General features: G+C 61.4%; 9 protein-coding genes and 1 riboswitch. All 9 genes read right to left on the minus strand.

The window, feature by feature from the left end:
• Positions 1 to 10: 10 nt before the first annotated feature.
• Positions 11 to 598, minus strand: a complete 588-nt coding sequence (locus T31B1_RS10615; protein WP_353249443.1) for an XrtA/PEP-CTERM system exopolysaccharide export protein — start codon at positions 596 to 598, stop codon at positions 11 to 13.
• 227 nt (positions 599 to 825) lie between these two features.
• Positions 826 to 3,672 carry an XrtA/PEP-CTERM system TPR-repeat protein PrsT gene (gene prsT, locus T31B1_RS10620; RefSeq protein ID WP_353249444.1) on the minus strand — a complete coding sequence of 949 codons (2,847 nt, stop codon included), beginning with the start codon at positions 3,670 to 3,672 and terminating at the stop codon, positions 826 to 828.
• A 27-nt stretch (positions 3,673 to 3,699) separates the two neighbouring features.
• The gene (prsR, locus tag T31B1_RS10625) at positions 3,700 to 5,058 is read right to left on the minus strand and encodes a PEP-CTERM-box response regulator transcription factor (protein ID WP_353249445.1); all 1,359 of its coding nucleotides are present in this window, start codon (positions 5,056 to 5,058) and stop codon (positions 3,700 to 3,702) included.
• Positions 5,055 to 7,139 carry an XrtA/PEP-CTERM system histidine kinase PrsK gene (gene prsK / locus T31B1_RS10630; RefSeq protein WP_353249446.1) on the minus strand — a complete coding sequence of 695 codons (2,085 nt, stop codon included), beginning with the start codon at positions 7,137 to 7,139 and terminating at the stop codon, positions 5,055 to 5,057. The genes prsR and prsK overlap by 4 nt, the downstream gene beginning before the upstream one ends.
• Positions 7,140 to 7,175: 36 nt before the next feature.
• Entirely contained in the window at positions 7,176 to 8,582 is a 1,407-nt protein-coding gene (locus T31B1_RS10635) for a TIGR03013 family XrtA/PEP-CTERM system glycosyltransferase (RefSeq protein WP_353249447.1), read from the minus strand.
• Between the two features lie 330 nt (positions 8,583 to 8,912).
• Complete coding sequence (locus T31B1_RS10640) at positions 8,913 to 9,572, minus strand: PEP-CTERM sorting domain-containing protein (RefSeq protein ID WP_353249448.1); 660 nt, start codon at positions 9,570 to 9,572, stop codon at positions 8,913 to 8,915.
• A 372-nt stretch (positions 9,573 to 9,944) separates the two neighbouring features.
• On the minus strand, positions 9,945 to 10,253 hold the full coding sequence (locus T31B1_RS10645; RefSeq protein ID WP_353249449.1) for a PEP-CTERM sorting domain-containing protein: 309 nt from the start codon (positions 10,251 to 10,253) through the stop codon (positions 9,945 to 9,947).
• Between the two features lie 233 nt (positions 10,254 to 10,486).
• Complete coding sequence (gene wecB, locus T31B1_RS10650) at positions 10,487 to 11,587, minus strand: non-hydrolyzing UDP-N-acetylglucosamine 2-epimerase (protein ID WP_353249450.1); 1,101 nt, start codon at positions 11,585 to 11,587, stop codon at positions 10,487 to 10,489.
• 71 nt (positions 11,588 to 11,658) lie between these two features.
• Positions 11,659 to 13,968, minus strand: coding sequence for an RIFT barrel domain-containing protein (locus T31B1_RS10655; protein ID WP_353249451.1), 2,310 nt, complete (start codon positions 13,966 to 13,968; stop codon positions 11,659 to 11,661).
• A 96-nt stretch (positions 13,969 to 14,064) separates the two neighbouring features.
• Positions 14,065 to 14,155: riboswitch (cyclic di-GMP riboswitch) on the minus strand.
• Between the last annotated feature and the right edge of the window lie 639 nt (positions 14,156 to 14,794).

Raw genomic sequence — 14,794 nt, forward strand, 5'->3', positions numbered from 1 at the left:
CGACCGGCGATCAGAAGTAGGTCCGCGGGATGATCACGACATCACCCGGGTGCATAGGCACGTTCTGTTTGATGTCCCCGTTCAGCAGACTCTGTAGCTCGATTCCGTAAGTATGCTCGTCCCCATCGTCCTGACGGACCAGCTTGGCCCGATTGCCGGCCGCGAACTGGGTCAGCCCGCCCACGTTGATCATGACGTCGAGCAAGGTCATACCGTTGCGATAAGGCATCGACTGGGGACGAGCCGCTTCTCCGACGACACGAATCTGGTCGGTATAGGTGCCGACGAAATTCGTCACGATCACGGTCACATAGGGGTCGCGCACATAGGTCGATAGCGCCGACTCCAGATCATCGGCGAGCTGAGGGGGCGTCTTGCCGGCCGCGACCATGCTCTCGACCAGCGGCATGGAAATCTCGCCATCAGGGCGAACCGGCACGGTAAGCGAAAGATCCGGATTGTCGCGAACGAAAATGCGCAGACCGTCCCCGGGACCAATTCGGTACGTACTGTCGGCGGGAGCAGAATCGACCGCGGAAGGCGGAGCGCTGGCGCACCCGGCAAGCAGCAGAACCAGAAGGAGAATACCGCCCAGCACGACAGACCCGAAACGATTTCGATACACGACAGAACCCCTGCAAAATTTAAAAGCTAGAACGTTAAGAAACACGGGCCCCTACGCACATTGTCCGACCGCATTTCGCGACCCGTGTTCCGCCATTTTTTCTATTATCCGATGTCAAGGACAAGCCGGCGTCCGGCTCGATGCGTAACTTACATTATATCGCCAACCCAACTGAACGGCGGCCGAATTCGATATCCGCACTAGCTCGACGGCTCGCCCGTAACCTCATTGAGACTCTCCAGGAGTTCGCTCGCTTGCTTTCGCTCGACAAACTCTTCATCGCCGGCCAGCAATTCCACCAGAATCTGGCGCGCCCGCGCGCGCTGGCTATCGTCGTCGCTTCGACTCAACGCTACGGCCAGGTGGTAGCGCGCCGTCTCGGAAGGGTTATCGGCCGAGACGGCCTTGTTCAACAGCTCGATACCCTCCGCTTCCTGGCCGGTATTCACCAAGATCCAACCGGCCGTATCCTGGATGTTTGCATTGTCGGGAGACAGCTTCAGCGCCCGACGCGCCAGATCGGTGGCGCGCGGATCATTCTGATCCTGATAGATGAGCGCTAGGTTATTCAGAGCGACCGCATTATCCGGAGCGCGCTCGAGCACCTGCCGATAGTCGTCGGCCGCTTGGCTTTGCTCATTCTCGGACTGGCGCCATTGGGCACGCAGTAGACGAACACGGGTATCGTCCGGGGCCCGTTTAAGCCAATCGGACAGCGCCTCGGCCGGCGCCTCGGCATTGGCCCGACGTCTAGCATCGAACAACGCAATGGCTAGCCCCGCATCGGGCGCGGCCGCATAAGCTTTGGCATAGCGCTCAGCCGCCTGCTGGAAGCGTTCGATCGATGCCAGCACGTCCCCGCCCAGACGATCGGCGTCGGCCTGACTCGCCGGTTCGGCCAGCCGATCGGCGGTTGCCAGTGCAGCCTCCAAATCACCCGCGCCGGCCTGCGCCATGGCCAGTAATCGTATGGCCGCACCTACGGGGGGTGTGCGGTCGACGAGCGGCTGGAGCGTTTTGACCGCATCGGCGTCGTGGCCGCTGGCCATCTGCGCCTGGGCCAGATCCAGCTGATACGACGAATCATCGCCGGCCTGCCGAGCCGCTCGCTCCAGCGTAGACAACGCCTGATCGGCCTGTCCATCAGCCAGCTGTGCCACGCCGTATAGCCTGAGCAAGGCGTGATTGTCCGGACGGTCTTCAGACAACGCGCCGGCTAGGACCGCTGCCTTGGCCGGCTCACCGAAGCTTATGTATGCACGGACCAACGTCGTGGCGATATCCAGATCGCCCGGCCGGGCCCGGTTGGTGGCTTCGAGCAGAGAAATAGCCTGCGCTGGCTGCCCGGCCTGCGCATAGGCGGCGGCAAGCAGCCGGACCACCGTATCGTCATCGGGACGATCGTCATGAATCGGGGCCAGCAGAGCCACCGCCTGATCGGCTCGGCCGGTACGAAGCTGCAACGCCGCCAGATCCTGTACCACATCCATATCTGAAGAATGACCACGCCGAAACGCTTCTAGACGTTGTTTGGCCGCGTCTACGCGGCCGTCGGCGGCATAGACGCGGGCGAGCACCCGCTGCGCGTCCGAGCTGTCCGGGTAAGCCTTCGCCAGCGCCTCGGCCGACTCGACGGCCTGGTCACGATCGCCGTTGGCCAGAGCGATCTGAACGCGCAATCGGGCCACCTTCTCCTTTTGCTCGGCATCGGCCGGCTCGATCTTGTCCAATACCGCGGCCGCAGCGCCACCGTTGCCTTGCTGAAGCAGCGCTTCGACCAGATCGATCTGCAACGCCTTGTCGTCGGCAGCCGCGGGCGCACCCGACGCGTCACCTTCCGCAGCCGGCTTCAGACGGGCCTGGACCGCGGCGATCAATGGCCGCAGGCCCGGCGCGTCTGCATTGTCCTGGTAGACGTCTTCCAACATGCTCAGTGCCTGCTGAGGCTGCTCCTGCTGGAGATACAGCCCCGTCTGCAATCGCAGCGCGTTGATATCAGCCGGCGACTGTGCCAGGACTCGACCCAGATACTGCTGCGCTGTTGCGGGATCGTTGCGCACGATATTGACCCATGCCAGCAGCGTCAGGCTTCGGACATTGTCCGGTGCAACATTGAGCACGCGCTCGAGCGACTGCGCCGCAGCGTCATAGTCGGCACGGCGGATATGGATCAGCGCCTGAAGGTAATTGACGAATGCGCTATCCGGCGTGGCCTTGGCCAGGCGGGAGACATTGTCCTGAGCGGCATCCAGACGATCCAGTCGAATCTGGCAGTCGGACAGGAACAGACGCAGACGATACTGCTCGGCAGGGCTCAACGCGCTGCTCGCGCCCAGCGCCTTTTCGAAGCCGCCCACGGCTTGGTCGCAGCCGTTCTGTTCGTAGCTCAGCCGCGCCTGCGCGGCAACGACGCGCATATCGTCAGGCGCTGTCTGCGCCGCGCGTTCGAGCAGCCTTTGGGCCTTCTCCGGCTGCTCGTGACCGGCCGCGAGAGAGGCCTGCCCGAGTAGCGCCTCGGTCGAGTTCGGATCGGCTTCCAGCGCGGCTGCATAGGCTTGGGCCGCGTCGTCGGGCCGCTCGAGTCCCGCCAACGCCTCGCCGCGGAGCACTTGTGCAGCAGCTTGATGGCTATCCGCCATTCCGGAGAGGTCGGCCAGCAGGTCGAGCGCAGGCTGGAACTGGCCGTCGCCAACCATGGCTCTCGCGAGATTCAGCTGAGTGTCTGTCGAACCGTCGCCGGCTTGACGTGCCCGCTCGAACTGATGGGACGCATCGGCGTATCGATAGGTCGCCAGCGATGTTTGGCCGAGCATGCGCCATGCCTCGGCGTTGTCGGGCTGTTCGCGAAGCACGCTCTTGAGCCGTATCTCGGCTTCCCGATAATTCCCCGATGCCAGACTCTGCTGTGCCAACGCCTGGCGGTCGGCGGGCGACTGGTCCGATCCACAGCCAGTTAACGCGACCAGAACGCCCAGCATCGTCAGCCGAACGGCCAGCGACGGCGAGACGCGCACTGCACCGATAAGTCGATCGAATAATTTGAACATGCCCATGGTTTTTCCGTGACGACTCGTCTAGGCCGTCTGTATTTCGTGTTTTTTCATCAGATCGTAGAGCGCTGGCCGCGAGATACCGAGCAGACGCGCCGCTTTTGATACGTTCCCCTCGGCGATCGACAAACTCTTCTCGATGGCCTGGCGTTCGGCGTTGTCGCGGACTTCCCTCAGGTTGAGTTTTAGCTCGCCGGTATCACTGGCCGGCTCGGCCAGCCCCAGATCGGACGCAGTAACGACCTTGTCGTCTGCCATAATGACAGCCCGATTGACTCGATGTTCGAGTTCGCGCACGTTTCCGGGCCATGGATGGGCTGCGATCGCCGCCAGAGCCTCGGGTGCGAAACCGCGAAGCGCCTTCCCGTGGTCCTTTGCCGCTCGCTCGAAAAACGCTTTCGCCATGGCGATGGCATCGCCTTCGCGCTCGGCCAGCGCCGGAATATCGATGGTGATCTCAGCGATTCGATAATAAAGATCCTCGCGAAATCCACCGTCGCCGATCATTTCGCGCAGATTGCGGTGCGTGGCACAGATGACCCGGATATCTACCGGTATCTCGCTGCGCCCACCGACGCGCTCGACGACACGCTCCTGTAGGAAGCGCAGGAGCTTGGCCTGCAACGCCCCGGTCATGTCACCGATTTCGTCAAGAAAGAGCGTGCCGCCGTCGGCCACCTCGACCTTGCCCGGCGTCTGCCGATTGGCGCCGGTGAATGCGCCTTTCTCGTAGCCGAACAGCTCGCTTTCGAGCAAGTGCTCGGGAATCGCCGCACAGTTGATCGCCACGAACCGGCGGTCGGCCCGGGGACTGAGCCTGTGCAGCGCACGCGCGAGCACCTCCTTGCCGGAACCCGTATCGCCAAGCAACAGAACGCTCGCATTCGTCGGTGCGACTTTCTCTATCTGCCGTACGACCTTGAGCATCACATCGCTGGCCGCGATCAACCCGTCCAGGGGCGCACGCCCCTTCTCGAGCGAGCGGTTGGCGGTCTCCAGGTGCCAGATATGAAATGCGCGTGAGATGATCAGATCCAGAACGTCGGTATCGACCGGCTTCTGGTAGAAGTCGTAGGCGCCCATGGAGACCGACTTGAGCGCGTTGCTTTCGTCGCCGTTGCCAGTGACCACGATTACCTTGGTCGCGGGCGCCAGTCGCAGCGTTTCGGAAAGCGTCTTCAGCCCTTCATCCACGCCGTCTGCCGCCGGCGGCAGCCCCAGATCCAGCAGCACGACCTGTGGTTCGTGTCGACGGACATGGGCAAGCGCCTCCTCACGATCGCCGGCAAATACAAGCTCGTAGCGATCGAATGCCCAACGCAGCTGCCGCACCAGGCCCGGATCGTCTTCGACGATGAGCAGACGTTCTCGTGCCGCCTTCACTGGTCAACCTCCATACCCGCCGCACGCGGCAGAATGAGAGAAAAGCGGGTGCCTTCGCCCGGCGCCGTCTGCACTTCGACATCGCCGCCCGCATCGCGGGCGAATTCACGGGCCTGGAATGCGCCGATCCCCATGCCACGGGCGGCACGCGTGCTGAAAAAAGGCTTGAACAGCGATTCCCGTACAAACACCTGCGTCATACCTTCCCCATCGTCAACGATATTGATTCGCACCCACTGCTCGTCCGCGACCAGGTCGATCGTGACCTCGCCCCCGGCCGACGTGGCGTCCTGGCCGTTCTTTATCAGATGCCTGAGGACCATCCGAAGCCGCTCGGGGTCGACGCAGACCACGGCATCGGCCGCCTGGCCAATTTTCGGCGCCGGCTCACTCACCGCGAGCTCGGTAATCAGCGCATCCAGAAGCGGCCGCACAACGACTCTCTGAGGCGGTCGCGCATCCGAGGATACGCGTTGCAGCTGATCCAGCAGCTGTCGCATCCGGTCGACGGAATTCTCGATCGTGAGAATCATGTCGTCCACGAACGCGGGATTGTGTCGGTGCCGTCCGGCATTCTGCAGCATGAGCGATTGCTGGCCGGCGATGTTTTTCAAATCGTGCATCAGAAAAGCCGTCAGCCGGTTGAACGCTTCGAACTGGCGTGCCTCGGCCAGCGCGAGATTGCTCTCCTGTTGGTCGAGAAATACACCGATCTGGCGGCCCAGCGTCTTGAGCAGGTCGATCTCCTCCCAGCCAAGCCGCATCGGTACACGCGGCGCGCTGAGCACGAGAAAACCCAGCAGACGATCCTCGGTCGGCAGTGGCATGAGCAGCTGCCCTCGATCCAGTCCCACCAACCATTCCGGCAACGTGAGCGACGGCGCGTCGAGCCGCGGCTTGCCATCTGCATCTGCCAACTCGATGATCCACTCGTGCTCGTGCAGATACGCGATCAGGTCACTATCGGCCGGGACCACGATTTCTGCAGCATCCGGCAGATTCCATGCAGCGGCACATACGTACGCCTCGTCGCGCCGGACCCATACCGCGCCTCCGGTACTTTGAAACGGCGCAGCGACTGCACGCACCGCCCGCCCGTACGCATCCACGCCCGGTTGACGCTGACTCAGCCGCCGCATCAAGGCAAGCCATTCCTCGCGGTAATCGTAGGTGTAGTGAAAAAGATGCTTGTTGATGAACACGCGCAGATACGCGCGGACCTGCCCCGAGAGCAACAGAATCATCAGCCCGAGCGTGGCAGCCGCCAGAAACAAGACCGCTGCCACATCCGCCCAATCGCCGCCGAAGTGGCGCAGGTAGTAACTGCCGGCGACCATTGCCAGGAGATAGATACCGGCGGACAGCATGACCCCAGTACTGAATACCGCGCGGTGTGACACGCCCAATCGCGCCGACCAACTCGCATTGCGCAGGGCCGACACCACGATCAACGGCGCGGCCAATGTGTTCACGGCGCCGCGTGCGTCCCAGACGCTTGCGTCGATATAACTGTTAACCAATGCGAACGAATACATCAGAAAGTCGTAGCCCAGCACCGTCGCGATGGCCAGACAAAGATACTTCATCCCCCAGCGCGCATCGGTAGACGACACCCGCCAGGTCTGTTCGAGCAACATCAGACCCCAGAGCGTGATCAGGCAGATGCATGCAGCGAATATCGTGCTGTGCGGCGTGCTGGCGTCGGCCACGCCGTAGGTCGAAACGACGCGCCAGAGTAGATACAGGCCGCTGAGCACCGGAAGCACGACCGCTACGACCTGCAGTCGCCGTCGGCTGGCCGGCACCGCGCCCGGCGGCACGAGCCAGGCAGCCAGCGCAACCCAGAACGCGGTCCGTACGGTTTCAGCGAGGTCGAGCGCCGGCGCGGTCAGCCCGATGATCGGCGCGAGCGTGAGCAACGTGAACCAGAGCGTATTCAGCCCGCAGGCGACCAGCAACAGACGCATGGCCGCGTGCTGACGCTCGATTGCCAGCACGAGTAGCGTCGCGACCGCATACGCCACTGCGGCGGCCGTGTTCGACAACAGCCACAGGTCGGTCGGCGTCAGACTCGGAAACATGGTCGGCACCTGGCGAACGCCCGAATCACGATAGCGCTACCGTCCACCCTTGCGAAACAGCACCACTTCGACGGTGTTCACCAGGATCAACATATCCAGAAAGATGCTCCGATTCTTGACGTAGTAGAGATCCAGCTGCAGTTTGCCGTTGGCATCTTCTTCCGAGGCGCCGTACGGATACCCCAACTGAGCCCAGCCCGTGATGCCCGGCTTGACGCACTCGCGTACGCGGTAATAAGGCAGGCTTTCGGCCAGCTGGGCAACGAACTCCGGTCTTTCGGGCCTCGGGCCGACCAGGCTCATGTCACCTCGCAACACGTTTAGAAACTGCGGCAATTCATCGATCCGATATTTGCGAATCTTCTCGCCCACCCGAGTGACGCGCGTATCGTTTTCACTCGCCCATTGCGGCACGCCCGACGCCTCGGCGTCTGTTCGCATGCTGCGGAACTTGAAGATGGTGTAGTCCTCGCCGTTCTGGCCCACCCTGCGCTGGCGAAAAAACACCGGACTGCCGAAACCGTCTTCGACGAAAATAGCGATGGCCGTTGCCAGCATGATCGGCGACAACAACACGAGCATGACCAAGGCGACGGTGAAATCCAGCACCCGCTTGAGTGCATCCTGGAAAAAGCTGCGTCGGAACCCATGCGAGAAGATGATCCAGCTCGGTTGCAGCAGCTCCGTCTTCACCTTGCCCGTTTGGCGCTCGTAAAAACTCAGCGTGTCGACGATGTTGATGCCCGAGATGCGACAGGTGATGAGATCGTCCGCCGGAAAATGGTTCCGGCGGTCGTCCATCGTCACCACGATTTCGTTTATGCGATGAGAACGGGCGTAATCGGCGATATTCTGCTCGGTCTTGATGAGCAGATGGTCTGCGACCTGCGGCTGCTCACCCGGCGCGAGCATGCACCCGACCAGCTGGAACAACGTGTGATCGCTGCGTCGACGCATATAAGCCAGAATCGAAGCCGCGTTGTCGCCCGCACCATAGAACAGCACGCGCCACGGCGTGGAACGCTGGTCGAACTGTATGTAAAAGGCCAGCTGCAACGCGCACAGCCCGAACAGCGCGAAGACCAGCGATAAAGACAACACGCCGCGACCCAGGTAAAGCCCGGGCATGGCGTAATAGGCCAGAATCGCTCCAAAGGTCGCCAGAAAAACGCCCGCGACGACACGTACGAGCACGGGCACGTGTCGGTTCTCGCGCTGAGGCCGGTACAGGCCCATCGCATAAAGGCAGATCATGACTGCTGCGGCAAAAAAGAACGCTTTAGGCAACAGCACCCAGTAATCGCGGGTCAGCGGCGCGTCCTGACCCATAAAGCGGACTTCCGCGGCCAGATAGACCGACGCGGTGAGCCAGGCCAGATGCACGAACCCGAGGCCAATGTACTTGACGTGTACATAGTGATTAAAGATCCGCAGCGTGTTCATCCTACCCCCACCGCCATGCGAATCACGCTGACGATCACTAACGAGTTCGAGTTCCGGCGAGACTGGCGCGAAACCACCCGGGTGGCCCGTTACATCGCCCGAAACGGTTTGTTATCGGCACGGCGCACTTCAGAACCCGTAGCGCTTTAGCGGTAACGGCCACGCTTGGTGGCGTCATTCTACACGGGCAACTCTGTCTGTTGGGCAGGATTGTAATCTTTTCCGACAAAAAAAGGCGGCGCCCGAAGGCGCCGCCTTTATCCCACACCGTTCAAGTGTGAACTACGCCGCTCTGCCGCTTGGGCAGAGCGCCGGAGTTTGTTCGGCCAATTAGCCGATCAGGTCGCTGCCACCGCTCTTGCGGCGGAAAGCCATCCCGCCGACGAGCAGCGCGATACCCAGACCGAACATGGCCAGTTCCTGCGGCTCCGGCACGTTTGTGGTCGTAGCCAGGTCGGCCGCGTCGACGTCACCATTGAAGCCGTGCGCGCCGTTGAAGGTCAGGTTACCCAGACTAAAGTTGGTGGTCAGGAACATGAACTCGGAATTCGGATCGATACCGAAATACTGAGCCAGGCCGGCGGCAACCGTGTTCGAACCACTGCCGACGAACGCGCCCGACTTGTTGCCGGCACGCGAGAACACCTGATTACCGACGAACTGCCCGGACAGCAACGAGCCGCTGGCGAGCGTCGTGCTGCCGTCGACCACACTACCCGTCAGTTCGAAAGAACCGCCGGTGCCGAATGTCCAGGAGGAGCCGGTACCGTTGCCTTCGGTGATGTTGTTGCCGGTCGTGAAGTTCAACAAGCAGCCACTGCAGGTGACGGTGCTGTTGCTCGGCGAGGACACGAAGCTAAACGTGATGTCCTTACCTACCAGAGCACCACCGTTGCCGTCATAGCTCAGACCGCCCGTGGCACCGCTGTCGCGCTGATCGAAGTTAATAGTTCCTGCCGAAGCAGACACGCTCACCGCGGCATAGAACACCGTGGCTGCGATCGCGCTGACAGTAATACGCCGAATGCTCATCAATCGTCTCCGTTATAAATTGGTACGCACATCGCCAATCGCCATGTGTCGTCTCAATTCAATGGGATGCAAGAGCGGTGCCAACATTTTTATCTTCGCAAGAGACTGTTTAACAAAAGATTATTTTGGGCAAAAAGGTCTTCACTAGCGAGTGGGATTTATTTGTCAATTAACCCGACACATTGTCGACGGATCATCAGCCCGCGCTAGCTGGCTCGCCTTTCACTTCACTCAAGGCCGACACGGTTAGAATCCCCTCGCATAAAAAAAGCCGCCGTACGCAGGAACGTACGGCGGCTTCGATCGGCTTAGCGCCGGCGACTGGCCATATCAGGCTTGGTCGCGCTCCAGCAGCTGCTGACGGCGGCGGCGATAGACCAGGAACACCAGCGAAGCGCCGGCGAACAACATGATCAGCGAAGACGGCTCCGGCACGCCGATGGTCTGTCGATACATACCGACACCGTTGTTGCCATTGCCTTGGTAACCGCTGGTCGAAGGTTGACCGTTATAAGTCAGGTAGTCGGCACCGACGGCCGGCGCGCTGTCCTGTGCCATCGCGATACCCGAGACACCGAGCGACGCGAGCGCCAGCAGAACACCGGCGGCAAAACGTTTGGTGAGGCGAGCTGAAAACATCTGTGACCTCTGCGCATTATGTGAGCGAATCATCTGCAGACAGGGTAGCAAATTTCACGCCAAATCTATGTTGGCGCAGCGGCCTCGATCACAATGACCGCCGGTATCAAGGATTTGCAGTTGGCCAGGAGCCCGCAGTCTACCGTGCGCGAAAAGCTCGATGATTCGTAGTGTCAGATTAACCGACACGCGTTGAAAACGGCGGGCCAATAAGCGCTCGCTGGCGAAGCGATTCAGGCGAGCGCGTGCTTTCTGAGACTATCGGCAATACGGCCTGCCGCCTGCCCGTCCCAGAGCTGCGGCCGCGGACGGTCGGCGTTCAGACCTTCTGCCAGAACAGCGTCTACCGCAGCCGACAGTTCGGTCGGCGACAACAGTCGATTCGTACCTTCTGTCAAGGTAATCGGACGTTCGGTGTTGCGCCGCAGTGTCAGACAGGGAATGCCGAGATAGGTCGTCTCCTCCTGGATCCCGCCGGAGTCGGTGATCGCCAACGAGGCCCCGGTGACAAGATTCATGAAATCGATGTATCCCTGCGGCTCGATAAGGTGCACGCCCGGCGTGTGCTCGAGTGTTTCAAGCAGGCCGGCGGCCTCCAGGCGGGCCCGCGTACGCGGGTGCACAGCAAACACCAATGGAAGACGCTCCGACACGTCAACCAGTTGTTCGACCAGCGAGCGCAATGTTGACGGGTCGTCGACGTTCGAGGGCCGATGCAGCGTCACGATCCCATAGCGGGACAACGACAGCCCCAGCTTGTCCTGCGTGCCGGCCCCGGCAATACGCTCGCGTACGAGCTCGAACGAATCGAGCATGATATTGCCCACGAAATCGATCTTGTCGCGCGCCACGCCTTCGGCCAGGAGATTGTCATCGGCGTCGGAAGACGGCGTCCAGAGCAGATCCACGATCGCATCGGTAGCCAGACGGTTGATCTCTTCCGGCATGGTCCGGTCGCGGCTGCGCAATCCCGCTTCGAGATGCGCCACGCGAATACCGAGTTTGACGGCGGCCATCGCACAGGCGAACGTCGAGTTCACATCGCCCACCACGATCGTCCAATCGGCCGGCTGCTCTTGCAGCACCTGCTCATAGGCGATCATCACGCGGCCGGTCTGCTCGGCGTGGCTTCCACTGCCGATCTCCAAATGAATATCCGGCGTCGGAAGACTGAAATCCCGGAAAAAGGAGTCCGACATGTTGGCGTCATAGTGCTGGCCCGTGTGCACCAGCCGGACCGTGCACCAGTCCTGCTGGGACAGCACATGGAAAAGCGGCGCGACCTTCATGAAATTGGGTCGCGCCGCAGCGATCAGATCAACACGTACAGGCATTGGAGCACAGCGAATACGAAATATTGCGCAAGAGTCTACCTGTATCCGATTTACGCGCAATCATCCGGCGCCTACCGAACGCTCCGAGGGACCACCGCAAAGTTCGGATAGTCACGATAGTTTGGCTTGACGGTCCGCGTGTCGAAGACCTTCCAGGCTTCGGCGCCCCCTTCAATCCCGGAGTCGGTCGCCATGGCCAGGCCGATCTGCAGATTCGAGGGAAACCCGGTCGGAGAGTCGGCGTACCCCTGCATTTCTCCGACCTGAAAGTTTCGCGCGCTCGTGCTCATGGCGTTGACCATTGGCTGCCCGTTGCATTTCAAGCCGCGTAGCTGCGGCAGGCTCTGCCGATACACTGTTCTCATGTCCTTGAACATGGGCGCGTTCTGGGACGCCCTGATCTGCAGCGCGTACGCCGAGGCTTGGAGCCAGCAGAAGCCCTCTTTCGGCTCGTCCTTCCAACCGAGCATGCGACCGGTCTGGAACTTGGCCAGCCAGTGCTGCAATTCGCGGGCGCCCGATACCTGTTGCTCGGCCGCATGGCCCACCGCCCACAGGAAGAAATCCGCCTGCCATGGGCCGACGCCTACGCGCGCCTGGCCGTTGAGCGGATAGATGACGACCCCGTAGTCGTCGATCACGTGCAGCGGATTGCTGGAATCGTCGTCGACATAGGTCGCCAGATAATCGGATACGATCGAATTGATCTGATCGACGAAGTACGCCTTCATCGGATCGTCGTCCGGGGTGGCAAAGGCCGCGTCCGAGATGCTGCGCAACGCCCATGCCTGACCGCGCATCTGGCCCTGAGCCCCGATCAACCGTCCGTTCTGGAAGTCTCGGTATTTGGCGTTGCCCCAGAGCTCGACGTACGACGCCACAAACTGCATCTCTTCAAGAAAGTAATAGTCGCCCGATACCAGATAAGCGACATAGCCGATCGACGGATGGTGAGCAATGTCGAAAGACAGCTTCGAATCACAGTCGCTGGTACAGGCGGGCAAGAGGTCGCGCCGATAATCGGCGTTGCTTGCGCTGGAGGCATGCCGATAACCGGCGATCGTCACATACGGATGATCCGTGATCTTGAGCGGCCGGCCGGTCGCCTCATCGCGATAGTGAATGCTGTAACTGGACGCGGCATCGTCGTTCGCAAGCATCCAGTTGTATGCCCGTCGATCACCTGAGACCACGTACGTCGAGGTCCAGCGTGGCAATGGCCCGATCGCCGGTTGCGCGCCGGTATTGCCCATGGTCTGCGTCTGATCACCGTGACTCATGGGCGAAACCTGCTGGCGTACGCCGTTGAGCAACGACTCGCTGGGCGTCAGGTTCGCGTAGTTCGAAATAGCATGGCTGGACTGCAGATATTCCATGTTCTGGGTCACGAACAGCGCAGGCGCCCCGTTCGTCCAGAGCACACGGTGCCACCGCGCCTGCCGGTAATGAACGATGCCGTCAGTCGAATATTTGCTGTCACCGACTTCGATCGTGGCCTCGTAGCGTCTGTTGGCAGGGTCGGCGGCGTAGGCGAGTGCGTTCTCGATAACCGTATCGACCCGTACGTTCTCTATCGTGCCGTTGCCGTCGCCGTAGGCACGAACATGGAAATAGACCTGCAGGCCGGCTGCGCTGCGAGACCCTGCGCTAAGCGCGGCCGGCACGATCCACTCGGACACGAGCGGACCCTGGAGCCACTGTCTGCAGTCGCGCGTTCCCCAAGCCGGACAAACGCCGGTCTGGGCGATGTTGCTCAAGGCATCACGCGCGCTCGCCTGGTAGGACTTACCCCCCATTCTGATCGTCAGGCGAGCATCGAATGCCGTGCCCAGCAAATCCGATAGAGTCACAGAAGACGAACGCGCGCTCACGTTCTCGGATTCCGACTTAGCGGCATGCAGTGTCAAGCGGGAGGCACCGTCGACGGCCACCGTCATCACGGCATGTCGTAGCGAGCCGTCCGCCCAGCGCGCCTTGACATCGACCTGCATCGGTACCCGCTCGCCGTCAGATAGCGCTACGACCGTATGGCCCTCGGGCACATCGCCTTCGGCGAAGATCTGGCCGAACGTCGCAGACGTCGGCGAGGCCGCTCGGCGAGCCTTCATGGACGCCATGGAATTCAGCGATACCGTCGTGATCGACTCGCCAACCTGGACTGGCACCGGCGCCGGGACATCGGGCCCGGTGACGCCGTCGTCGGATGGATCCGGCTCGGCCGAATCATCGCCGTTTTCGATCGAGTCGCTGGGTGCCGCGGAGGCCGTCTGGCCGCTCCCGTTGCTGCTGCTACCGCCTCCGCCGCCTCCGCCACAGCCGGCGACGACGGCGCTCAGAACGAGCACGACACACATACGTTTCAAGTCAAGCCATTTCATCATCGGAACCACGTTTGGCAGGTGTTCCGATGCAGGCCGCAAGCAGGCGCCAACCACCGGAACGGGATTGCGAATGAATCTCGCCGTGTGGCTCGCGCCAACGGCAACCCGGCTGCCATGGCGCGTGACATTGCGCTTTAGGCCCGTGGCTTTGCGTCGCAGCCTTTCGACTGCTTTGCCTTTTTCGTTAACTGATGATCAATGAACTGGAACGCTCGTCGTGCCGTCTCCCGGCCGGCTACGTCCTTGCGTTACCCAACGGATTATAGGGCGACCCGTCGAATCGATATGGTATTGCAATACGCATTAATGCGGACATATCGCTGAATTGCCCCCGTGTAGTCCGTGCTATCGGCCTTCCTGGCACGGTCTTTAGCCGGAAATTCCGACCGTACGACCGATAGCGATTGGCGAAAACGGCCGAGCCGTTACTCGGGCACGAGCGACCGGCTCGAGGACTCCGGCATTGTGAGCACGACAGCAAACAATCGAACCTTCGGCCGAATTCCGCATGCAAACGGCCGTCATTCAAGCGCCGGCATCGTTATCGTCAGCGATCGCCATACAAGCACTCTCGGTCGTGTCCGCATTGTTTTCTGCATACGGCCCCAAAGGCAGCAGGTACGGCCACAGGGCTGGCGATCAATCAGCCGGCTCTCCCTGCGCTGATGCGCGGCATCGGTCGACAACCCGCAAACACACCGCCAACGCCGCCAGCCGATCGCATACCGGATAACCGGTGCGCGCGTCTGCCTCGTGCCCGAGCGTGGCCTGGACACCGTGTAAACGAGCGGCTGGGCGGCACCGGATTCTCTACACGCCCGAGCCG

It is taken from the genome of Salinisphaera sp. T31B1 (genome assembly GCF_040361275.1).
Classification (GTDB): Bacteria; Pseudomonadota; Gammaproteobacteria; order Nevskiales; family Salinisphaeraceae; genus Salinisphaera.